The 25,768-nt window shown below is 33.8% G+C and carries 15 protein-coding genes; 11 read left to right on the top strand and 4 right to left on the bottom strand.

Going from position 1 to position 25,768, the window contains the following annotated elements:
• Positions 1-13: 13 nt before the first annotated feature.
• The 6 genes from J2W48_RS20060 to J2W48_RS20035 all read left to right on the top strand — a co-directional run bounded on the left by J2W48_RS20060 (position 14) and on the right by J2W48_RS20035 (position 11,210).
• The gene (locus J2W48_RS20060; RefSeq protein ID WP_310283585.1) at positions 14-967 is read left to right on the top strand and encodes a Fic family protein; all 954 of its coding nucleotides are present in this window, start codon (positions 14-16) and stop codon (positions 965-967) included.
• Positions 968-1,067: 100 nt separating this feature from the next.
• Positions 1,068-3,899 carry an excinuclease ABC subunit UvrA gene (gene uvrA, locus J2W48_RS20055; RefSeq protein ID WP_310283584.1) on the top strand — a complete coding sequence of 944 codons (2,832 nt, stop codon included), beginning with the start codon at positions 1,068-1,070 and terminating at the stop codon, positions 3,897-3,899.
• Between the two features lie 427 nt (positions 3,900-4,326).
• A complete protein-coding gene (locus tag J2W48_RS20050) occupies positions 4,327-4,686 on the top strand; it encodes a cupin domain-containing protein (RefSeq protein WP_310283583.1) in 360 nt (119 codons plus the stop codon).
• 153 nt (positions 4,687-4,839) lie between these two features.
• Positions 4,840-5,568, top strand: a complete 729-nt coding sequence (locus J2W48_RS20045) for an LOG family protein (protein WP_310283582.1) — start codon at positions 4,840-4,842, stop codon at positions 5,566-5,568.
• A gap of 290 nt (positions 5,569-5,858) precedes the next feature.
• A complete protein-coding gene (locus J2W48_RS20040) occupies positions 5,859-8,609 on the top strand; it encodes a gluzincin family metallopeptidase (protein ID WP_310283689.1) in 2,751 nt (916 codons plus the stop codon).
• 189 nt (positions 8,610-8,798) lie between these two features.
• Positions 8,799-11,210, top strand: a complete 2,412-nt coding sequence (locus tag J2W48_RS20035; RefSeq protein ID WP_310283581.1) for an alpha-ketoacid dehydrogenase subunit alpha/beta — start codon at positions 8,799-8,801, stop codon at positions 11,208-11,210.
• 339 nt (positions 11,211-11,549) lie between these two features.
• Here the strand turns inward: J2W48_RS20035 and kdsB are convergent, their stop codons facing one another.
• From kdsB to J2W48_RS20020, 3 genes are all read right to left on the bottom strand, one after another.
• Positions 11,550-12,284 (bottom strand): 3-deoxy-manno-octulosonate cytidylyltransferase, encoded by a 735-nt coding sequence (kdsB, locus tag J2W48_RS20030; RefSeq protein WP_310283580.1) that lies wholly within the window; start codon positions 12,282-12,284, stop codon positions 11,550-11,552.
• 177 nt (positions 12,285-12,461) lie between these two features.
• Complete coding sequence (gene ygiD, locus J2W48_RS20025; RefSeq protein WP_310283579.1) at positions 12,462-13,292, bottom strand: 4,5-DOPA-extradiol-dioxygenase; 831 nt, start codon at positions 13,290-13,292, stop codon at positions 12,462-12,464.
• A gap of 5 nt (positions 13,293-13,297) precedes the next feature.
• Positions 13,298-14,722 carry an ATP-dependent DNA helicase gene (locus J2W48_RS20020; RefSeq protein ID WP_310283577.1) on the bottom strand — a complete coding sequence of 475 codons (1,425 nt, stop codon included), beginning with the start codon at positions 14,720-14,722 and terminating at the stop codon, positions 13,298-13,300.
• 260 nt (positions 14,723-14,982) lie between these two features.
• Here J2W48_RS20020 and J2W48_RS20015 point away from each other — a divergent pair, with 260 nt between their 5' ends.
• Positions 14,983-15,804 (top strand): DUF3822 family protein, encoded by an 822-nt coding sequence (locus J2W48_RS20015; RefSeq protein ID WP_310283575.1) that lies wholly within the window; start codon positions 14,983-14,985, stop codon positions 15,802-15,804.
• A complete protein-coding gene (locus J2W48_RS20010) occupies positions 15,801-16,403 on the top strand; it encodes an RsmD family RNA methyltransferase (protein WP_310283574.1) in 603 nt (200 codons plus the stop codon). Before J2W48_RS20015 ends, J2W48_RS20010 begins: the two co-directional genes overlap by 4 nt.
• Before the next feature lie 53 nt (positions 16,404-16,456).
• Here J2W48_RS20010 and J2W48_RS20005 read toward each other — a convergent pair whose 3' ends face one another.
• Entirely contained in the window at positions 16,457-18,571 is a 2,115-nt protein-coding gene (locus J2W48_RS20005) for a TonB-dependent receptor domain-containing protein (RefSeq protein ID WP_310283572.1), read from the bottom strand.
• A 137-nt stretch (positions 18,572-18,708) separates the two neighbouring features.
• Here J2W48_RS20005 and J2W48_RS20000 point away from each other — a divergent pair, with 137 nt between their 5' ends.
• From J2W48_RS20000 to J2W48_RS19990, 3 genes are all read left to right on the top strand, one after another.
• A complete protein-coding gene (locus J2W48_RS20000) occupies positions 18,709-20,067 on the top strand; it encodes a sensor histidine kinase (protein ID WP_310283571.1) in 1,359 nt (452 codons plus the stop codon).
• Between the two features lie 10 nt (positions 20,068-20,077).
• Entirely contained in the window at positions 20,078-20,767 is a 690-nt protein-coding gene (locus J2W48_RS19995; RefSeq protein WP_310283570.1) for a response regulator transcription factor, read from the top strand.
• A gap of 302 nt (positions 20,768-21,069) precedes the next feature.
• Positions 21,070-25,767 carry a hypothetical protein gene (locus tag J2W48_RS19990; protein ID WP_310283568.1) on the top strand — a complete coding sequence of 1,566 codons (4,698 nt, stop codon included), beginning with the start codon at positions 21,070-21,072 and terminating at the stop codon, positions 25,765-25,767.
• Position 25,768 lies beyond the last annotated feature (1 nt).

Below are 25,768 nucleotides of genomic sequence, written 5' to 3'. Positions count from 1 at the left end.
TTTTTGTTGGGTAATGTGGAATATAGACCTGACATATAGAACCGAATTTCAATCAACTTTTGACCGATTGTACCAAAAAAGGCTGGATTTGCAAAATAGCAGACCACTGCCAAATATTGCCTTGTATAAAATTCGCGAGAGTTTATCCTTAGAATGGACTTACAATTCGAATAGTATCGAAGGAAACACCATGAGTTTGCGAGAAACCCAAATGGTTATTCAGGAAGGAATTACTATTAAAGGAAAATCGCTTCGGGAGCATTTTGAAACTTACAATCACGATAAGGCTATTGATTATCTCTATTCAATTGTTGATGATACCTACAAACTTCGAAGCATTGATATTCTTTCGATACACGGATTGGTTTTGCGCTCTATTGAAGATGATTTTGCCGGACGATTGCGTAATGGTGGAGTTCGAATTTCAGAAGCTAATTTTATGCCTCCAAATGCTAATAAAGTTTCAGATTATCTTGATGAATTAATTGATTTTAGCAATACCAATCCATTAGGCTTAAACGATATTGAACTGGCTACGATTTACCATCATAAATTAGTCTGGATTCATCCTTTCTTTGAGGGAAATGGCCGAACAGTTCGCTTGAGCATGAATTTGTTATTAATGCGTTGTGGTTTTCCTCCTGCTATCATTCTTAAAAATGACAGGAAAAAATATTATGAAGCACTCAATCAGGCGAACAATGGCAATTATCAAAAACTAACGCTTTTGATGTGCCAGGCATTAGAACGCACACTTAATATTTATTTGAACGCAATGCCTGATAGTGATAATGATTACCAGAAAATATCAGATATTGTGAGTGAACCAAGTGCTCATTACGGTCAGGAATATGTTAGTCTGTTAGCCAGAACCGGTAAAATTGATGCTTATAAGGAAGGTCGAAATTGGTATACCACCAAAGAAGCCATTGAAGAATATATGACGAATAGAAAACGAAAACGCTAGCATAGACTGGCGTTTTTTGTTACAATTTTTAACATAAACTTCTCTACTCTAGGGTAAAAAGAATAAATCAAAATGGTAACTTTGCGTTTTGCTCAAATTTATGTTAGAAAAAGACAATACTATTGAAGTTCTTGGCGCAAGAGTTCATAATCTAAAAAATATCGATATTTCAATTCCGAGAGAAAAACTGGTTGTTATTACCGGCTTATCTGGCTCAGGAAAATCATCTTTGGCATTTGACACTATTTATGCTGAAGGACAGCGTCGTTATGTAGAAACTTTTTCGGCTTATGCCAGGCAGTTTCTTGGCGGTTTGGAGCGTCCGGATGTTGATAAAATTGATGGACTTTCACCAGTTATTGCGATTGAACAAAAAACAACCAGTAAAAGCCCGCGTTCGACCGTTGGAACTATTACTGAAATATATGACTTCCTAAGATTATTATACGCCCGTGGCGCTGACGCTTATAGTTACAATACTGGCGAAAAAATGGTTTCGTATTCTGATGATCAAATTAAAGATTTGATCATGCAGGATTTCAACGGAAAACGAATTAATATTCTGGCTCCGATTATTAGAGCCAGAAAAGGGCATTATGCCGAATTATTCCAGCAAATTACCAAACAGGGATTTTTGAAAGTCCGTGTTAATGGCGAAGTGCAGGATTTAGTTTCGGGAATGAAATTAGATCGTTACAAAACCCACGATATCGAAATTGTAGTTGACAGAATGTTGATTGAAAACACAGAAGACAATCAAAAGCGCTTGTCTGAAAGTATCAATACAGCAATGCATCACGGCGAAAATGTCTTAATGATTTTAGATCAGGATTCGAATGAAGTGCGTTATTTCAGCAGGAATTTGATGTGTCCTACAACTGGAATTTCGTATCAGAACCCAGAACCGAATTTATTTTCGTTCAACTCTCCAAAAGGAGCTTGTCCGCATTGTAACGGATTAGGAACAGTTCACGAAATCAACGTTAAGAAAATTATTCCGAATCCTAAACTATCAATCAAAAGCGGTGGTTTTGCTCCGCTTGGCGAATACAAATCATCCTGGATTTTCAAGCAATTAGAAGTTATTGGAGAAAAATTTGGATTTAAAATAACAGATGCTATTGAGAAAATTCCGGAAGAAGCCATGACAATGATTCTTCACGGTGGAAAAGATAAATTCGTTGTAAATTCAAAAGATTTAGGCGTAACCCGTGATTATAAAATTGATTTTGAAGGAATATCCAATTTCATAAAAAATCAATTTGATGAAACTTCATCTACAACCATAAAACGTTGGGCAAAAGATTTCATGGACGAAGTGAATTGTCCGGTTTGTGATGGTTCCCGTTTAAAAAAAGAAGCGCAGTTTTTTAGAGTTAATGAAAAAAATATCACTGAATTGTGTGATATGGATATTTCAGACTTAACTGTCTGGTTTCAGGATTTAAACAGTCATTTATCAGACAAACAACTTTTGATTGCTTCTGAAGTAGTCAAGGAAATAAAAGACCGTTTGAACTTCCTGATGAATGTTGGTTTAAATTATCTGGCATTAAGCCGAAGTTCAAAATCACTTTCTGGTGGTGAGGCACAACGTATTCGATTGGCAACACAAATTGGTTCGCAGTTGGTTGGTGTTTTGTATATTTTGGATGAGCCGAGTATTGGTTTACATCAAAGAGACAATGAAAAACTGATTCATTCATTAGAACAATTACGTGATATCGGAAATTCCGTTATTGTTGTTGAACATGACAAGGACATGATAGAACGTGCCGATTATGTAATTGATATTGGACCAAAAGCCGGAAAATATGGAGGAGAGATCATAAGCATTGGAACTCCGGCTGAGACTCTAAAATCGAATACGATTACCGCTCAATATTTGAACGGTACAATGAAATTAGAGATTCCGAAAGAACGTCGCAAAGGAAATGGCAAGTTTTTAAAACTGACGGGAGCAACCGGAAACAACCTAAAAAATGTTTCTATCGAATTACCTTTAGGGCAATTAATTTGCGTAACCGGAGTTTCAGGTAGCGGAAAATCGACTTTGATAAACGAAACGCTCTACCCTATTTTGAATGCTTATTATTTTAACGGTGTGAAAAAACCACAACCGTACAAAAAAATTGAAGGTTTAGAACATATTGACAAAGTAATTGATATTGACCAAAGTCCGATTGGAAGAACGCCACGTTCGAATCCGGCGACTTATACCGAAGTTTTTACCGAAATCAGGAATTTGTTTACGATGACCTCTGAGAGTATGATTCGTGGTTACAAAGCCGGACGTTTTAGTTTTAACGTAAAAGGCGGACGCTGCGAAACCTGCGAAGGGTCAGGTGTTCGAACTATCGAAATGAACTTTCTTCCTGATGTGTATGTAGAATGCGAAACCTGTCAGGGTAAACGTTTTAACAGGGAAACATTAGAAATTCGATACAAAGGAAAGTCTATTTCGGATGTGCTGAACATGACGGTTGATGAAGCAGTTCCGTTTTTTGAAATGATTCCGAAGATTTACCGAAAAGTAAAAACGATTCAGGATGTTGGTTTAGGATATATTACGCTTGGTCAGCAAAGTACAACGCTTTCGGGTGGTGAAGCACAACGTATAAAACTTGCCGGAGAATTGTCTAAAAAAGATACCGGAAATACTTTTTATATTTTGGATGAACCTACGACAGGATTGCATTTTGAAGATATTCGCGTTTTGATGGATGTGATCAATAAACTGGTTGATAAAGGAAATACCATCTTAGTAATCGAACATAATATGGACGTTATCAAACTTGCAGATTATATTATTGATATCGGCCCGGAAGGCGGAAAAGGCGGCGGACAATTAATTGCGAAAGGAACTCCTGAAGAAGTAGCAAAAAATAAAAAAAGCTATACGGCTAAATTTTTGAAAAAGGAATTGGAATAACAGGATCTTCATTATATCTGCAAAGGATCGAAAAAACAGGCTGTTGCAATATTGATCTGCCTCATGGATCATTTTTGTTGTGCGAATATTTTATGACGGAATAAAATCCGTCACTACAATATGAATCGAACCGATGGCCCTTTATTTGTCTGTGTCTAAATTATGAGGAATCGAAATCCGTTGGGAATTTTTTATACGCAAAATTAGTTGAGTTCCATTGCAACGATACGTATTAAAAATTATAATTAGAGATTTCACTTATTGTAATTATTTGATAATGAAATAAAAACCTGGATTTCACCATTATATCACCATTACTTTTAGATTATAAATTTACTTTTTGTAACAATTCTCAAAAAAAGCAGTAATTTAGTACGCCATTTTTGTCAAAGTTTTTGATTTTGACATAATCTATTAAATAAAATCTATGAAACTAAAAGAAAAATTCAGCAGTGTTGAGCATTACTTTTCACCTAAAATAATTGATGAAGTGAATGATCAATATATTAAAGTGGCTAAAATAAAAGGTCAGGAAATACCCTGGCACAATCACGAAAATGAAGATGAATTATTTTATATTGTAGATGGTGAGCTTTTAATGGAAATTGAAAACCAACCATCGTTCACAATGAGTAAAGGTGATTTGCTTGTGGTAAAGAAAGGTATAAATCACAGGATTTCATCGGTTGAGGAATGTTTAATAATGCTCATCGAATCTAAAACTACAGAGCATACCGGAAAAGTTATAAGCAACATTACCAAATCAATTGAAGAACAAAAGTATTAATTCTTTTTATAAACCGAATTCAATTAAAAACAGGTGCCCTGGCCAGATGAGAGCAGTATCCTTTTGTGGCGGTCCCGATGCTATCGGGAGCACAAAGGATATAGCGGACAGCAGGAACAGCTCCTGAAAAATATAAATTATAAAATACCTAAAATGAGATTAGAAGATTTTGATAATGATGAAGATAAAGTAATTCAGGACCGTTTGAAACAAAAATCGTGGCATGAAATCAGAACCAATGACAGTTGGGCAATTTTTAAAATCATGGCTGAATTTGTAAACGGCTATGAAAGCATGGGACGTATTGGTCCGTGTGTATCTATTTTTGGATCAGCGAGAACAAAACCGGACGATAAATATTATTTATTGGCCGAGAAAATTGCTTATAAAATTAGTAAAGCCGGTTATGGCGTAATAACGGGCGGGGGTCCCGGAATTATGGAAGCCGGAAATAAAGGCGCACACTTAGGCGGCGGAACTTCAGTTGGCCTGAATATCGAACTGCCTTTTGAACAGCATTTTAACCCCTATATCGATCATGATAAAAACCTGAATTTTGATTACTTTTTCGTAAGAAAGGTAATGTTCGTAAAATATTCGCAAGGTTTTGTGGTGATGCCGGGTGGTTTTGGAACTTTAGACGAAATGTTTGAGGCGATAACCTTGATTCAGACTAAAAAAATTGGAAAATTCCCTATTATTCTGGTTGGAGTTGAATTTTGGTCAGGACTGATCGAATGGGTAAAAACAGTTTTGGTGGAGAAAATGCAAACTGTCAGTCCGGACGATTTGAACTTATTCAAGATCGTTGACACTGAAGATGAAGTAGTTGACGTTCTTGATAAATTCTATAAGAAATACGATTTAAGTCCGAATTTCTAATGTTTTTTTCTACTATATAAGTCATATAAGCTCATTTAATCTTTGTGTTGAAAAAGGCGTAACTTATATTTTCTTATATCACTCATATGGTAAAATTACAAAAAATGAAAGCTGTTTTTTAAACAGCTTTTTTTATACTATTTTTACACTAAAACCAAAACAGCCATAAGTCCGTAACTTAAGTTATATTCTAAAATTTTAAGCCCTCATTGAAAGCATTTTATAAAATTATATTTTTCCTTTTCGTTTTATTCAGCTCGATAAAACAGTACGCCCAGCATCAGTCTAAGATGGAAGTGGCGGTAAATCTTGAGCTTAAAACGTTGAATGTAAAACAGGAAATTGCGTATCATAATACTTCAAAAGACACACTTACGACAATTGTCCTGAATGACTGGAACAATGCTTTTTCTGATAAAAACACACCTTTGGCCAGACGTTTTTCTGATGAATTTTATCGCGGTTTTCATTTGGCTAAAGCCGAAGAGCGTGGAAGTACTACAATCCTGAATCTGACAGATGCTGATAATTTAGCTTTTGAATGGGAAAGAACCGAAAAAAATCCTGATTTTATTATCGTAAAACTGAAACAAAAACTTTATCCCGGTGAAAAAATCAATCTGGACCTTACTTATATTTCAAAAATCCCGAGTGATAAATTTACGCGTTACGGATACGACCAAAATGGTGGAATGAATTTGAAAAACTGGTTCCTGAGTCCGGCCCGTTTTGAAAATCATGAATTCATAAAGTACAATAATTTCAATCTCGACGATATTGCAAATACTAATTGTAATTACACCATTTCAATAAAAATACCAGGTAATTATTCCATTACAACAGATTTGAATTCAGTTGCTACAGATGCAACAAATGCTCAATTTACTACTTATTTATTTTCAGGAAATCACAGAACCGATTTTAATTTGTTTATCGAGAAGCAAAACAGTTTTAAGAGCTATGAAAACGGTTCAATAGAAATCCTCACTAATCTAAAAAACAAAAAACTCGATGAAATTCAAAAAGCGATTATTATTAATCGGATTGTGACTTTTGCGAGTACAATGATTGGAAAATATCCCCATCAAAAAATAACAGTTTCTCAGGCTGATTATGATAGAAATCCGTTTTACGGACTTAATCAGTTGCCTTCATTTATCAGTCCGTTTTCGGATGAATTTGTCTTTGAAATTACATTCTTAAAAACCTATCTGAATAATTATTTAAAAAACAGCCTGCGTTTAGATCCGCGAAAAGACAACTGGATTTATGACGGAATTCAGATTTATACCATGATGAAATACATGGAAGAAAACCATTTGGACCAAAGAATGCTGGGGAACCTTTCGAATATGAAAATTCTGAAAAGTTATAACGTTACCCATCTGACTTTTAATCAGCAATACAGTTATTATTATATGCTGATGGCCCGAAAAAATCTGGATCAGCCAATCGGAAATCCAAAAAACACTTTGATAAAATTCAACGAACAAATTGCCGGTAAATACCGGGCTGGTTTAAGCCTGAGCTATTTAGATGATTACCTTAATGATGATATTGTACTCCGAAGCATTCAGGAGTTTTACGGCCTGAACAAAACACAACAAGCGGACAGATATGATTTTGAAGAAATCGTAACGAAAAATTCTCCCAAAAATATTGATTGGTTTTTTAAAACTATTATTGAATCACGCGACATTATCGATTACAAATTTTCGGATGTATCAAGAACAAAAGACAGCATACAGTTCTCTGTAAAAAACAAAACGAATGTATTTGCCCCGATTCCGATATACGGTCTCCAAAAAAACAAAGTAATTTTTAAAAAATGGATCGAGCCTAAAAATACTGATTCGATTTATACATTTGAAAGACAAAATGCAGATAAAATAGTCCTGAATTATAATAATGAGGTTCCGGAATATAATTTAAGAAACAACTGGAAATCATTAAAAAGTGTAAAAATAACGAATCGTCCTGTAAAATTTAACTTCCTAAAAGACCTGGAAGACCCATATTACAATCAGGTTTTATACATGCCTACACTTACCTATAATTTATATGACGGTTTTACACCGGGAATACGATTTCATAACAAAACGATATTAGACAAACCCTTTATGTTTGATATCAATCCTGCGTATTCTCTTAATACAGGAACAATATCAGGTTCTTCTGCCTTTTCATACAACCACAATTATCGAAACAGTACATTATATAATGTAAGATATTCTGTAAGTCAGAACTATTTTCATTACGCACCGGACGCCACTTATTTCAGATTAAATCCAATGGTGCAATTGCGAATTCGGGAAGAAAATTTCAGGGACAACAGAAAACAGCTTATTATGTTACGCCAGGTAATTGTAAATCGAGAAGCAAGCGAATTTATAACAGATAATTCAAAACCAAATTACTCCGTTTTCAATGCCCGTTACATCAATACAAAAACCGAATTGATTAATCATTTTAGTTTTATGACAGATGTGCAATTTTCCGGTAATTTCGGAAAACTGTCCGGAGAAATTGAATACAGAAGGTTATTTGATGATAATCGCAGACTAAATCTAAGATTATATGCGGGAAGCTTTTTATACAATAGAACAAATTCAGATTATTTCAGCTTCGGTTTAGACAGACCAACAGATTACTTATTCGACTATAATTTTTATGGCAGATCAGAAAGTACCGGTTTTTTCAGTCAACAATTTGTAATGGCTGAAGGTGGATTTAAATCAAAATTAAATCCTTCATACACCAACCAATGGATAACCACTTTGAATGCCAGTTATTCGCTTTGGAACTGGATTGAGGTTTACGGAGACATTGGATTCCTGAAAAGTAAACATCAAAACGAAAACTTTGTTTATGATAGTGGTGTTCGATTAAATCTGGTTCCAGACTATTTTGAGCTCTATTTTCCAGTCTATTCTAATAATGGATGGGAGGTTTCTCAAAACAAATACAACGAAAAAATACGATTTGTTATCACATTATCTCCCAAAACATTAATCAATCTTTTTACCCGAAAATGGTTTTAATTAATTAAAATTTAAACAAAAACATAAACTATTATCACTAATAATCCATTTTAGATACAAATAATCTAAAAAAAATACGTAGTTTTTAGAATTTACATACAAATAATTAAATTATATTTATTTTAATGAATTATGATTATTGATAGTTTTTGAGTAATTTTGCAATCTAAACATGACCCATTCCAGATTATGATTACAGAAAAAAGCAATACAACATTAACCTTCGAGGATTTCAAAACTGAAGTATTAAATGACTACAAAATTGCTGTTACCAGTCGGGAATGCAGTCTTTTAGGCCGCAAAGAAGTATTGACAGGAAAAGCCAAATTTGGAATATTTGGTGATGGCAAAGAGGTTCCGCAGCTTGCCATGGCAAAAGCTTTTAAAAACGGGGATTTTCGTTCCGGATACTACCGTGACCAGACTTTTATGATGGCAATTGGCGAATTTACTCCAAAACAGTTTTTTGCAGGTTTATATGGTCATACTGATATAGAATCAGAACCAATGTCAGCCGGAAGACAAATGGGCGGACATTTTGTAACACACAGTTTAAACGAAGACGGCACCTGGAAAGATTTAACAAAACAAAAAAATTCAAGCGCAGATATATCACCAACAGCCGGGCAAATGCCAAGACTATTGGGATTAGCGCAGGCTTCTAAAATTTACAGAAATGTTGAGGACATCAAAATCAAAGACAAATTTTCTGTAAACGGAAACGAAGTAGCCTGGGGAACTATTGGAAACGCCAGTACTTCTGAAGGGTTGTTTTTTGAAACCATAAATGCTGCAGGAGTTTTACAGGTTCCGATGGTAATGAGCGTTTGGGATGATGAATACGGAATTTCTGTCCATGCGAAACATCAGACTACAAAAGAAAATATATCTGAAATCTTAAAAGGATACCAACGCGACGAAGATTCTAACGGATATGAAATTTTCAGGGTAAAAGGCTGGGATTATGCAGAGTTGGTTTCAACTTATGAAAAAGCTGGTGCCATTGCGCGTGAACAACATGTTCCGGTTTTGATTCACGTAAACGAACTGACACAACCACAAGGGCATTCAACTTCAGGCTCGCACGAGCGTTACAAAAATGGAGAAAGACTTGCCTGGGAGAAGAATTACGATTGTATCCGACAAATGCGATTATGGATGATTGCCATCAATATTGCATCACCAGAAGAATTGGAAGAAATTGATGCAGAAGCTAAAAAAGAAGTTTTAGAAGCTAAAAAAGAAGCCTGGAACTCCTTCATCAATCCGATTATTGAAGATCAAAAAAATCTTTTAGCTTTATTGGAAGAAATTGCCAGTGCAAGTATCAACCATAAAGATAAAATTCAAAAGTACATATCGGAATTAAGTGCCATTAAAAATCCTTTGAAAAAGGAAATGCTAATGATTACGAGACGAATATTGCGTTTTGTAGAAGTGCCTAACAACAAGGTTTTAGTATCAAATTGGATAACGAACTATATTGCCTTAACACAGCCAAGATTCAGCAGCAATTTATACTCTGAATCAGAGTCAAATGTTTTTTCAGTTAAAAAAGTACTGCCTGAATATGCAGAAAATGCAAAACCTGATTTGGATGGCCGAATGATTCTTCGCGATAATTTCGATGCTTTGTTTACCAAATATCCGGAAACGCTGATTTTTGGTGAAGATGTAGGAAACATTGGCGATGTTAATCAGGGGCTTGAAGGTATGCAGGAGAAATACGGAGAACTTCGTGTTGCCGATGTCGGAATTCGTGAAGCCACTATTATTGGACAGGGAATCGGAATGGCTTTGAGAGGTTTACGGCCGATTGCTGAAATTCAGTACTTAGATTATTTATTATACGCGATTCAAATCATGAGTGATGATTTGGCTACACTTCAATACAGAACTGTCGGGAAGCAAAAAGCCCCCTTAATTATCAGAACCCGCGGCCACCGTTTAGAAGGCATCTGGCATTCTGGTTCACCAATGGGAATGATCATCAACGCCATTCGTGGTATTCACGTTTTGGTTCCGAGAAACATGACACAGGCAGCAGGTTTTTACAACTCCCTTTTAGAGTGTGACGAACCGGCTTTGGTAATCGAATGTTTGAATGGTTACCGTTTAAAAGAAAAAACACCATTGAATTTTGGTGAATTCAAAACACCAATCGGCGTAATTGAAACGCTAAAAGAAGGTTCAGATATTACTTTGGTTTCCTACGGCTCAACTTTGAGATTGGTTGAACAGGCCGCAAACGAATTACTGGAATTAGGAATTGATTGTGAAGTAATCGATATTCAGTCATTGCTTCCTTTTGATGTCAATCAGGATATTGTAAAAAGTATTGCCAAGACAAACCGTTTGCTGGTAATCGATGAAGATGTACCAGGTGGCGCCTCAGCCTTTATTTTGCAGCAAATTATTGACCAGCAGGATGCTTATAAATATCTGGACAGCAAACCACAAACCCTTGCTGCAAAAGCACACAGAGCAGCTTACGGAACTGATGGGGATTATTTCTCAAAGCCTTCTGTCGAAGATATTTTCGAAAAGGTTTATGATATGATGCATGAAGTCAATCCTTCGAAATTTCCTGTTTTATACTAAGAATTTATTCAGTATTACTATAAAAAAAGCTCCAATCAATTATGAATTGGAGCTTTTTTAGTTTTGGAAGACTAAGGTCAGGAGCTATTTCCCGCTATCTGTTGCAATCTTTTATGCTCCCAATAGTATCGGGACCGGCACGATTTCCACGTCTATTAGGGCTATGATACTCTATTATATAAGATTTTTTTATATGTTAATCATTGAGGAACGAAACAACCACACTAACATAACATGTGATTCAGCAAATGGGATTGCTTCGTTCTTCGCAAAACGAAATCCGCATCAATCCGCGTTTTCGCTTAGCGAATCCGTAAAAACTCATGTTCATCTCAGCATTTATTTAGAATTCAAAATTGCCCTCGCCTTTTCCAAATCTTCAACCGTGTCAATTCCAATTCCTACATGGGTCGTTTCAACCATTTTAATACGTTTTCCGAATTCCAAATAACGCAGCTGTTCCAGTTTTTCGGAAGCTTCCAGAGATTTCATCGGCAGACTGTAAAAATCTAATAAAGCCTGTTTTCTAAAAGCATAAATTCCGATGTGCTGAAAATAACGTACACCAACATCCTTGTCCCTCGGATACGGAATTACAGAACGTGAAAAATACAAGGCAAACTGCGACTGATCAACAACCACTTTCACATGATTCGGATTATTGATTTCATCTTCATCAGTGATTACACGCATCAATGAAGCCAAATCTATTTTTTTATCCGGGTCATTTTTAAAGACTGACAAAACCTGTTCCAACGGTCCGGCTTCTGTAAAAGGTTCATCACCCTGGACATTCACCACGATATCAACATCTAAATTAGCAATAGCTTCGGCAATTCTGTCGCTTCCTGATTCGTGTTCCTTAATACTCATAATGGCTTTTCCGCCATGAGCAATAATTTCATTAAAAATTAAGTCAGAATCGGTTACTACAAAAACGTCGTCAAATAATTTTGTTGCGACAGAAGCTTCGTAGGTTCTTAAAATCACGGTCTTTCCTCCCAGATCCTGCATCAGTTTAGCAGGAAACCGTGTTGAGGCATATCTTGCCGGAATTACAGCTATTATTTTCATTCTATAGTCATTGCGAGGAATTAAGCACTCTAGCGCAGCGAACTGAGCGCAAGCTAATCTCATCCTCAAAGTTAATTTTTTTTCTTTTGCGAGTCTTAGTGAAATCTTTGTGCAGCTTTGTGTTATCGCTTTTTCACAGAGAGACACAAAGATTTCTCGGAGATTCACAAAGTATTTCTACATAATTTTTACCGAAGTCATACTCAATGAACCTGCCAGTAATTTATCATTAAACAAGGTCAGCTCTTCTGATTCTTCTTTTAGACCCAAAGTGTAAAGCAAAGGCAAGTAATGTTCCGGAGTTGGAATCGCCAATTGAGTTGCTTTATTCATTTTTTCAAAATTAATCAAAGGCAGAAAATTTCCATCCAATAAATGATTATTAATAGTTTCCCTGGCTTCAATTGCCCAATCGAAACCGTAATTATCTTTATCAAAATTTCTGAAATCAACCAAACGTAAATTGTGAACGATATTCCCGCTTCCGATAATCAAAACACCTTTATGACGAAGCGACTGAAGTTTCTGAGCCAACTCAAAATGAGACTGACCTGATTTTGTGTAGTCAATACTCAACTGAATTACCGGAACATTCGCTTCAGGATATAAATGCTTGATTACACTCCAGGCGCCGTGATCCAAACCCCAATGTTCATCTAAATCTACATGAACAGGTTCTAATATTTTTTGAGTTTCCAAAGCCAGTTCAGGACTTCCTGCTGCAGGATATTGCACATCAAAAAGAGCCTGCGGAAAACCTCCAAAATCATGAATGGTTCTTGGCACTTGCATTGACGTTACTTTTGTTCCGTTTGTAAACCAATGTGCCGAAATACACAAAATCGCATTGGGCTGTGGCAAAGTTTTAGCCAAATTTCGAAAACCAGCCACAAACTGATTCTCTTCAATAGCATTCATCGGGCTGCCATGTCCTAAAAACAGCACCGGCATTTTATCGGTATTCGAAAAGGTTGACGATATTGAATGTAAGTCGTTTAATGTTGTCATGATATTTATTCTTCAAAATTCTCATCCTTAAATCCTATCAAATATAATTTATTTTTGGCACGCGTCATAGCGGTATAAAGCCATCGGATGTAATCGCGGTTTATTCCGTCCGGTAAATACGGCTGTTCTATAAAAACAGTATTCCATTGTCCTCCCTGCGATTTGTGGCACGTAATAGCGTAGGAGAATTTTACCTGCAAGCCATTAAAATATTCGTTGTTTTTTACTTTTTGAAATTTTTTATATTTTGTCGATTCATCTTCATAATCTTTCATCACTTCTTCATATAATCGGTTGGATTCTTCGTACGTTAATGATGGGGATTCACTTTTAATGGTATCCAATAATAAAACCGTCTCAAAAGGTTTCTGATCCGGATAATCGACCATTCTAATTTTTACTCTGGCAAAATTAAAACCATATAATTCTTTGATTCCAAAGAGTTCCAAAACCTCAATAATATCTCCATTAGCAATAAAACCAGCTTCATCTGTTTCTTTTAGCCAGAAATAATTATTCTTAACCACCATCAGGAAATCACCAACAGATAGCTCACTTTCCTTAAACAAAATCCGGGTTCTGATTTGTTCATTGTATTGATTGGCTCTTTTATTCGAACGGACAATAAAAGCCGTATCCTCGATACTATAATTACTGTAAGCGGTATTTATGGCATCCTGAATATCGTAACCATCTGTCAAACGAACGATATCCCTGAACTTTTTGACATTGAATCTAAACTCTGTAATAAAACTTTCTTTCAGTAATTCACGTAGTTCCGTTGCATTGAACAAAATCCCGGAATTTTCTTCCTGACGCATTACTTCGTCCAATTCAATATGTTCAATTTCCTTATCGTAATGCACTCCTAAAGTATGAATATCTAATGCTGGGCTAATATCCAGATTTACAGGCGGTAACTGAGCGGTATCTCCCAAAAGAATCATCTTGCAATTAGTTCCGGAATACACATACGAAATCAAATCATCCAGAAGCGAACCGTTATCATACAATTTCGAATCGGAATTGCTGTCAGAAATCATCGAGGCCTCATCTACTATAAAAATGGTGTTTTTATGTTTGTTAATCTGCCTGGTAAAAGCCACTCCTCCACCAGCCGATTTTTTAGGAAAATATATTTTTTTATGAATTGTGAAAGCAGCTGTATTCGAGTAATTGGCAATTACTTTAGCAGCACGGCCAGTTGGCGCAAGCAAAACAAACTTTTTATTAATGTCTCCCAGATTATTTACGATTGTCGAAATCACGGTTGTTTTCCCCGTTCCGGCATATCCTTTTAATACAAAAATGGTATCGTTATGTGTATCGGTTAAGAAAATAGCAATTTTTTGAAAAAAGATATCTTGTTTGTAAGTTGGAGCAAAGGGAAATCTTTTTTGTAAAACGCTGTAAAACAAAGATGAATTCATAAAGTAAAATTGAGAAACAAAGTACGGTCTTTTTAATGGCAATTTCAATGGCAATAGCCAAAAATCAATGTCAATTTCAATTTGAAAAATCATCACGAATATTCAGTACAATTAAAAATCAACAGCATAAAATTTATTCGATTTTGAAATGATATTCAATGTTAGCATTGATTATTATTGTTCCTTTTAAATTTGTAAGTTTGTAATCGAATTAGATATTCCTGAATAATGTTAGCATTCAGTGAATCGTAAATCAAAGTATGTCATTACAAAACATGAATATCACAGCCAAAAAATATAAAAAACTTTCAATTCAGGTATCCCTGACCGGATTGTCTTTTTGTTGTTTTGACACTTTAAACAATACCATAACTTCATTAAAAGAAGTTGATTTTGGTACGTTTGACAAAACAATCAAAATTGAGGAATTGTTCGCAGATACTTTTAAAAAACATCCTGAACTAAAAGATTCTTACGATGACATCATGGTCATTCACAACAACAATCTCTCTACTTTTGTTCCTACGGCACTTTTTGATGAAAATTATTTAGGCAGCTATTTGCAGTACAATACCAAGGTTTTTGAAACTGATTTTTTTACTTATGACCAGATTTCAAACTATCAAATGAATGCTGTTTATATTCCGTATGTGAATATCAATAATTTTTTGATTGATACTATTGGTTCGTTTGATTATAAACATGCCAATAGCATTTTGATAGAGAAAATTTTAGATGCCTCAAAAAACAATGACGAAAAAAAAATGATCGTCAATTTTAATTATGGCCATTTTGAAATTATTGTTGTACAAAACCAGAAGTTATTATTATTTAATTCTTTTGAATATCAAACTCCCGAAGACTTTATTTATTATTTGCTTTTTACAGCAGAACAACTAAGTTTAAATCCTGAAAGTTTTCAATTAGAATTACTCGGTACGATTCAAATGAATGATCCTTTTTATATCATTGCGTATAAATACATCCGTAACATTTCCTTTTTTGATGTCAGCACTTTACAACAAAAAAACAGCTTTTCAACTGCTCAGAATCAAAAACATTATATCCTATTTCAATCATGAGAATCATTTCAGGAAAATACAAAGGACGGCGCATTTTTCCACCAAAAAACCTTCCCGTGAGACCCACTACTGATATGAGCAAAGAAGCATTGTTTAATGTTTTGAATAATCATTTTAGTTTTGAAGGGTTAAAAATTTTAGATTTATTTGCAGGAACAGGAAACATCAGCTATGAATTCGCTTCACGGGGAAGTGCTCCTATTACTTCAGTTGACGGTGATTTTGGCTGTGTAAAATTCATCAAGCAAATAGCATCTGAATATGATTTTGAGATTGCAGCAACCAAAAGTGATGTTTTCAAATTTTTGGATAACTGCAAAACCTCCTATGATATCATTTTTGCCGATCCTCCCTACGGATTAGATCAGACTACTTTTGAAAAAATTGTTTTAACTGTTTTTGAAAAAGAGTTATTAAATGAAGAAGGCATGATGGTTATCGAGCATTCAAAATACACGAAAATGGAGCATTTGAGTAATTTTTCATTCCAAAAAAATTATGGCGGTTCGTTTTTTAGCTTCTTCGAATTGAATTCTACAGACGACGATGAAGAACTTGATGATTTATCAACTAAAGCTACAGAAGAAGACGAAGGATAATTAATTCTTCTTTATATACAAAACCCCTTGAAAATTTCAAGGGGTTTCTTGTTTTATCTAATTCTATATGAATTTTCATTAACGACTTTTTCTTTGAATTCTGTTTCTTTTATTTTACCAAAAGAATATTTAAGTGTAATCGAAACTTCATTGGCATCAACTAAATAACGTGCTCTCGAGCTTATATTATTAATCGTAAATCTTTCTGTATAAATCGTATTTCTAAAAACATCATTATAATTTAAAGTACAATTCCAGTTTTTACCAAACGCTTTTGCGAGCGACATATCAAAAATCAAATTTGCACCTCGTTCAAAAACGCCTTCTTTTTGCTTTGTTGTGCCCCAGAACGACAGAACGAATGTAAAATCTTTTGGCAGTTTAAAAGTATTATTGGAATAATAATACAAATAGGTTTTTGAAGAATTAAATATTGCCGCAGGATCTTCTATTTTATTTCTCGCAAAAATTAAAGAATTTGTATTTGTCCAAATTTTATACGTAAATGGTAATGTAAATTCAATATTATAACCTGATTCTTTTTGAAAATTTTTCTCAGTAAAAGTCAAAACATAGTTTTGATTATCAAAAATAAAATCAGCATAAATTGGATTTTTGTTTTGATATAATGTGAATTTTACAGATTTATCATGATACTGAAAAACAGTCGAAATTACATTGCTAAAAGTTGGTCCTAAATTGATATTATTGCTATAAATAAAATACGGGTTAATATAGGTTGCAATCATACTCAAAGAAGAATAATTTGGTCTCGAAATACTTTTAGAGTAATCAATACTTATACTTTTTGTACTGTCTATTGTAAAAGAAAACTGTGCTTTCGGGAAAAAATTTGTGTAGTTTTTATCAATTAACGCTGAATTGTCTGTGCTGTATTTACTTTTGACATTTGTGTTTTCCATTCGCAATCCAATCGAAAAATCGACTTTTTTAATTTTTCCTGAAAGCTGTGAATAAGCTGCTGAATTGGTTTCTTTAAAATCATAATCAAAAGTTGTAGGTTGATTTTTATCATAATCAAACACATCATAATTAGATTTCGATTTTGCAGCAGAATAAAGCCCGCCGTACTCCCAAGTTATTTCATTTTTAAACTTTTTTTCTAAATTAAAACGCCCCGAAAAAACATCAACATTAAATCTCTGATCCCTATTTTGTGATAATCCCAACGCCGCATCATTAAAATTATTTTCGACTAAACTCCATAAATGCTGATTAAAATTGGAACCCTGAATACCAATAAACAATTTTGCATCAATCGCTTTAAGTCTTTTTGAATAATTCATAAATGAGTTAATAAAATTCTTTTCGCTGGAATTATCACTAAGCGTAAAAACATTATTTTCCTGATTTTGATTTTTGTTAAAAGTAAAGGTATTGATATCAAAAGCATCAGCTTTCATTTTTCCATTTATATTCATTGAAAAATAATCCTCTTCATTTATTTTATAAAACAAACCGGCACCAAAAATATATTCTTTTACACGGGAAATTGCAGTAACATCATAATTAGAAACAATAGCTGCCTGCGGAATTTGATAAGCAATGCTATGATTTTCCCACGGATTTCGTCGGTTGTAATTGAAGTTAGCTTTCCATTCTAACTTATTCTTTTTGAAACTGGAATTAAAGCCTAAATAATTATTATAGTTCTTTTTAAAAGAAGCCGTTTCAGAAATATCAGTTTTAAAACCATCTTTTCTGCTTAGTTTTCGAGCAATTAAAATTACGGCGCGCCCCTCAGCTTCATACTTCGAAGAAGGATTTTTAATAATTTCAATTGTTTTGATATCGTCGACAGCCAAAGCATTCAAATCATTCATTCCTACTCTTTGATTGTCAATATAAATAAGCGGGCTTCCTTTACCAACAATCGAAATAGTTTCGCGATCAGCACTTACTTGAACTGTTGGAAGTTTTGAAAGCAAATCAACAGGATTTGGAATCGAATTGTATATCGAATTGGCTACATCCAATTTTATATTTCCGTTTTGATTCGAAAATGCTTTTTTGCTTTGAGTAATAATAACTTCATTAAGTTTATTCGAAATACTGTCTTTTGGAGTTTCATTTTGTGCTTTGGCAGCTAAAGAAAGAAAAAAAAGCAGCAGAAATATAAGAAGTTTTAAAGGCAGATAAACATTCATTTTGAAAAGATTTTAGATTGATCTGGTGCAAAAATGCTTCTAAAAAAGTACTGCGAAAGTTAATTGGAGGTTAATGCAGGGTTAAAGGCCGAAATGTATCACAAAAAGGCTATTTTTGCGAAAGAATTTAGAGTTGTATGAAGCAAAGAATCAATTTATTAATAGCTTTTTCGATAATGGCACTGATTGTTTTGTCTGCGGTGCAATGCTATTTGGTAAAAACCGCTTATGACTATAAAGTGGCACAGTTTCATATCGAAATCAAAAACGAGATCGCTCAGATTTCGAATAATTACAGCGACATTGATTCGGTTATCGTTTCCAAAAAAGAGCAGCTGTACAAACAATTATCAGAAAATTATATTCAGGGAAAAAAGAGCAAAATTGACATTAAAAATAGCGTTCTTGAAAATGAATTCAGCGATGTCTTAACGCAAAAAATCAAACGGAAGTTCGAAAGGGATTTGCCTAATTTTAAAATCGATTTTGCGATTGTACTAAATAAGTTCATTCTGTACAAAAATACTCAGAAAGCTGATACAATATTTTCAGAGAAGCCTTTTATACAAAACAAATTGTACGGCAATTTAACTTCTTTAAATCATTCTTTTCTGGTTCGGAATTATGTTGGAACAACCAACGGAACCTTTGAAAATCAGGACTACAGATTACTCACAGAAGATTCGATGTACATTTCTGTTATTGATTGGGAAATGATTATTTTAAGGCGAATGACTTTTATCCTGATTCTTTCACTTCTTTCGATTTTAACGTTGATTACGCTTTTTGTAATTGCTATAAAAGCTTTAATCAAACAGAAGAAAGTTAGCGATGTCAAAACTGATTTTATCAATAATATTACGCACGAACTCAAAACGCCTTTGGCAACTTTGGGTATTTCTACAAAAATTTTGGAGCAGAAAAACATCCGTGAAAACGATGATAATTTCAATGCCATTGTCAATACGATTTCGCGTCAGAACAATCGTTTACAAAATTTGATTGATCAGGTTGTGGCGAATTCACTGGCAGAAAATGAAATTGAATTACAAAAAGAAAAGATAGAAACCGAAGATTTTCTGCTTTCTATTATAAATGATTTTAAAATTACATTTCCGAAAATTAATCTTAAAACCGATTTTAAAACCCAGAAAACAATTTTGATATTGGATAAATTTCATTTGACAACAGCTTTTTTAAATGTTTTGGAAAATGCTGTAAAATATGGCTCAAAAACGATTACAATAAAAACCAGAATTATTGAAAATCAGTTTTCTATTAGTATTGAAGATGACGGAATTGGAATTGAAAAGAACAAACAATCACTTCTTTTTGACAAGTTTTATCGCGTACAACAAGGAAACCTGCACAACACAAAAGGCTTAGGTTTAGGTCTTTATTATGTAAATCAAATTATAAAAGCGCATCATGGCACTGTTAACGTTGTGAGTGATTTAGGAAAAGGAACACAGTTTACTATTTTATTAAAAGTTTAATTACCTTATTTTGAAAAAATTACTTTTAGCTGAAGACGATTTTGATTTTGCTGCCATTTTAAAACAATATTTAGAACTGCATCAATTCGAAGTGATATGGGCAGAAAATGGAGAAATAGCTTTAGACTATTTTAAAACCCAGGATTTTGATATTTGTGTTTTTGATGTAATGATGCCCAAATTAGACGGATTTTCACTGGCCGAAAAAATAATTACAATCAATCCCGAAATTCCATTTATTTTTCTAACGGCAAGAAAGTTAAAAGAAGACAAAATCATTGGATTAAAGTTAGGTGCAGACGACTATATCATTAAACCTTTTGAAGTCGATGAACTGATTCTGCGGTTGCAGAATATTCTAAAGAGAATCGAACAAAAGAGAAGTCTGGACGGAAATAATATAATTGAAATTGGTTCTTATATTTTTGATAATGAAAGATTAACCCTTAATAATAAAAATCACGTTCAGCAGCTCACAGAGAAAGAAGCTTCTCTTATTGAATATTTATACCTCAACCATAACCAGTTATTAAAGAGAGATCAAATTTTAATGTCTGTCTGGAAAAAAGACGATTATTTCTCTGGGCGAAGTATGGATGTTTTTATCAGCAGGCTTAGAAAATATTTTAATTCAGATCCCAAAATCAGAATTGAAAGTGTTCGTAATATTGGATTGGAATTTAAAATAGAAAAAACATAAGGGATCAGGTTTAATACTGTGTACTCATTAAATTTAGTTTTAATCAGTACCAAATCAATAAATTTCAATATAAAAAACAATTTTAGTAAATAAATAACACTTTATTTGGGAGCTTTCTCCACACAAAACTTTGATTTTCATCACATATAACTTCATCAAATAATACTTAATAAATCTTTTTAGCTAGAATTTGAAACTTACTATTTATTCCTGTTAAAATAATCTTATATTTGGCTGCTTTTAATCTCTTCAATTAATCTCAAATATAATCTCTAAATAATAAATTTAACAAGTCAAAAAATTTGAAAAAAACTACTCCAAAATTTTCTTCTTATATATTAATTTTTCTTCTATTTCTTATTAGCAATGTTAATTTTGCAAATACTGGCAATGATACAATTGTTGGTCAAAAGAAAAACCCTCCTGTTATAAATGGTATTCCACAAAATGATAAGGTAACCAATTTTTCACAATACACACATAGTGAAAGTGAATTTACAAGTTCTTTTATCAAAAAGAATTTTCCTGTTGCTACAGAAACAAGTGATGATTTGAGCAAAGCAATGGCTACTTGTGCAGAAATCGATAAGAATAGTAATCTGACTGATTTTTTAGAGCCAAAAAAACTTTCGATGCTGCCTTTAGGCATTAAAAAGACAATAGGAGGCATACAGTATATGTTGGGCATCAGTAATGCAAAATTTACACCTGAATATACAGAATTAACAGCTTTTGTAAGAATTATTATCCCACAACATGATTCAGAAGGCAAACCAAAAGAGTTGTTTTTTGGAGCTAACAATATAAAACTTTCACACAAAGGAGGCTTAGTTGGAGATACTAATTTAGTGTTGCTTGGCGATGTTCCAATAAAAATTAATGGTGAGAATTTATTATTAGTTTTAAAAGGGGGCATGACTATGGCTACCGGAAAAGTTGAAAATAAAACGTATGTCACTATAGATTGTAACGGATTCAAAGAACTGGGTATTCAGGCCGATGTCGTTTTTTCAAGAAATTTATTAGAACCCGTTGATACCAGTTATAATGTAATTGCATCTCCTCAAAGAGTACATGCTGAGTTTAAAACGATTATATCCAATTGGAATGACATTCTGGTAGAAATATCACTTCCTGCTTTTCAATTAACTAATTATAAAGGCACCTGTTTTGAATTAAATAAAGCCGTTATCGACTTTAGCGATCTTCATAACTCCAATGAAGTTGTATGGCCAAAAGATTATCAAAAAGATTATTTAGTTCCTGGAAATGAAAATTTATGGAGAGGTTTATATGTAAGCTCCTTAAAGGTGGTTTTACCATCTCAATTCAAGGAAAAAGGAACTAATAACCGAATTACATTTAAAGCAACTAATTTGCTGATAGACCGAATGGGCGTTTCGGGAAATTTCTCAGCTGATAACATTTTAGATTTAGGAAAAGGAAATGCCTCAGGCTGGCAATTTTCTGTCAATCATATCGAAATGGGGTTCAGGGCTAATTCATTAACATATGCCAGATTTGATGGAGATATTGTTTTACCGTTATCTGATCCTTCCAAACAATGCAAGCCAGATACAAGAAGCGAACTTGGTTACAAAGCGGTTATTAACCCAATTGATAATGAATATCTTTTAAAAGCAGAGGTAAAAAGTGATATTTGTTTTCAGGTATTTAAAGCAGATGCCAAAATTGAGAAAAACTCATATGTGGAGTTAAAAGTAAAGGAAGGTGTTTTTCTTCCTAAAGCTGTCCTTTATGGAAGTATTGCTATAAATGGAAGTAATAAACCAACGCCTGACGCATCTCAAACAAATGTTACCCAAGAAGGATCAGATAAAAAAGATGCTGTCGCTTTTAAAGGTATAACTTTTCAAAATCTCCAATTACAAACAGTAACGCCTTATTTTAAAGCTGATTATTTTGGATATAAAAACAATGCTGAAACTGATCCTGAGTCTTCTAAGGTATCCAATTTCCCTATAACTATTCATGAAATTGCCATCATAGCTGATGATGTATCGGCTTCCTTGAAAATAGATATAGCCGTTAATTTGATGAAAGATCAATTTAATGGAAGGACTAAATTTAATATAGTTGGAAAATTTGGTAAAGAGGAAGGAATTCAAAAATGGAAATTTGATCATCTAAAATTTGAACGAATAGATATTGCTGCCGATTTAGGAGGAATGAAATTTAAAGGTAGTATTACTATAATGGATAACGATCCTGTTTATGGTAACGGCTTTAAAGGGATGCTGGGAGCTGATTTTACAGGAGGAATATCTGTAGAGGCAAATGCAATTTTTGGTTCTACCACTTTTAGATATTGGTATGTTGATGCCATGGTTGATAATCTAAATATTCCGGCTGGTGCCATTACTTTTAAAGGTTTTGGTGGTGGTGCTTATTACAAAATGAAAAAAGATGGCTTCAGTAACAGATTTGTTGCTTCAGGTTCTAATTATGTTCCAGATGCAGATTCAAGTCTGGGGGTTAAAGCAATGATAAAATTTGCCGGAACTGCTACTGCTGATGCTTTTTGGGGAGGTGCCGGTTTTGAAATTGCATTTAACAATAACTCCGGAATCAACAGAATCAGTATTTATGGTGAAGGTCATGTCATGCAGCCTTTTGAAATTCCGGGTGCAGAAGCATTAACTGAGGCTTTAAAAGTGGTTAGTGAAAATGAATCGTTAATGGGCGCTGTAGCAATGGAAGCACTAAAAACATCAAATTTATCTGCTGCTGCTGAACAACTGTATCCTAATGATGTAAAAAATTCTATGGGTATCAATGCATTTGCTGCGATAGAATATGATTTTAGAGCTAAAACTTTACATGGCTCCTTTGACTTATATATTGATACTCCGGGAGGTTTTATAAAAGGCCGCGCATCTGAAAACAGAGCCGGATGGGCAGTTTTACATTTTGGTCCTGACAAATGGTATATCCGTATGGGAACACCTACTGACCGTTTAGGATTGAAAATGGCAATAGGATCTATAGAAGTAGAAGCAGGCGGTTACTTCATGCTTGGAGATGATATTCCGGCAAGTCCTCCACCGCCTTCCATTGTAGCGCAACTTTTGGGAGTTGATGTTGCCAAACTGGATTATATGCGTAATGAAAACATGGTTGCAGGAGGGAAAGGTTTTGCTTTCGGATCTGACTTTAGCTTAAAAACAGGCGATTTAAGTTTCCTGATGTTTTATGCTAATTTTCAAGCCGGATTTGGATTTGATATTATGGTAAAAGATTATGGCGAAGCAGCATGTAAAGGTTCTGGACAAATTGGTCTAAATGGCTGGTATGCCAATGGGCAATCTTATGCTTATCTACAGGGAGAATTAGGTATTAGGATAAAATTATTCTTTATAAAAAAGAAAATATCAATTATTAAGGGAGGGGGAGCTGTTTTATTACAAGCTAAATTACCTAACCCTGTATGGATTCGTGGTTATATGGCTGGTAATTTTAGTATACTTGGTGGTGCTATAAAAGGAAGTTTCCGATTTAAATTACAGTTTGGAAAAGAGTGCGAATTTATAAATGCAGATCCTTTGGCTGGATTAAGATCAATTGCAGATATAACACCAACCGAAGGTACGAAAGATGTAGATGTTTTTGCCATTCCTCAGGTAGGTTTTAATATGCCTGTAGATAAAAACTTTACACTTGAAGATGACAAAGGAACAAAAACATATCGACTCAAACTGGAAGAATATACTATTAAAAAAGATGGTGTTCCTGTAATTGGTACATTAACATGGAATACAACCAAAGATTTATTAAGTTTTAATGCTACTGAAGTACTACCTCAAAACTCGAGTTTAACATTAACTGTAAAAGTAAGTTTTCAGGAAAATATAAATGGTACTTGGAAGACCATTTATGACGAGGGTCAAATTGCTATGGAAAATGAAGTGAGAAATTTTACTACAGGAGTCGCTCCAAATAATATTCCTGTACAAAATATTGCTTATTGCTATCCCGTTTTTGACCAAAAATATGTTTATCAAAACGAAAGTAAAGAGGCCTATATTGTCTTAAAACAAGGACAGTCTTATTTATTTGATTTAAAGCCCGGTCAATCGCAGAAAGCTCTTTATAAAACCGGAAATAAAACAATTAACAGTTCTATGAGATATAATGTTGACTTAAAAAAGGTAATTGTTGATTTACCTGTTTTAGAAACAACAAAGCCCTATAATTTATCATTGATGACATTGGAAAACCAAAATGCTGCAAATGGTAATTTAACCGAAAATTACCAAACGCAAAATTTAGAGGATAACAATAATATCGATGTAAAAGACAATCAACTTAAAGAATTGGTTTCCGGAGCAGAATCAATTGAGCTGATACAGTACAATTTTAACACAAGCCAATACAATACATTTAAGGAAAAAATGGCTGCAAAAAAACCCAAACAGACATTGGTAGAAATTATTTATACGGACGTACATGCTTTACAATCATTAAATAATTCAACAGAACCTTTTGATGAAATTGAATTAATTGGTAATGCTAAAACGTTATTCCTGCCATTAATTAAGACTGAAGCAATACTAGATGATAACTATTATAAAAACGAAATCTATCCCCTAATTTATCAGGGATATCCTTTAGAAGCTGATCTAACACTTAGTAGAAATACAACTATATTGGGTGTTCCTCCAGTTAGGGGTGTAGAAACCATGGCATGGTATCAGGATTATATCTTTAATAATCCTATTAGCTTTATGCTAAAAGAATACCTGCCTTATCGTTACAACTTGCCATTTCATTTTAAAACTGATTTTATCGATTTGCGATATAAAATTGTAAACAAATATCTGAATTCATCAAATCAAACTATGATAGCAAAATACAATTATATCATCAATGGCGAGTTTCCTTACATCAAAAAAGGAACTTACAATGTTAAATTGAATTATACACTTCCAGGCGGTCAGACAGGTTCAGGTTCCGTTTTTACTTTCAACAAATCAAATTAAG

Source organism: Flavobacterium piscis, assembly GCF_031457575.1.
Taxonomy (GTDB): domain Bacteria; phylum Bacteroidota; class Bacteroidia; order Flavobacteriales; family Flavobacteriaceae; genus Flavobacterium; species Flavobacterium piscis_A.
The sequence above is the reverse complement of the archived record's forward strand: the minus strand, read 5'-3'. Positions and strand labels throughout refer to the sequence as shown.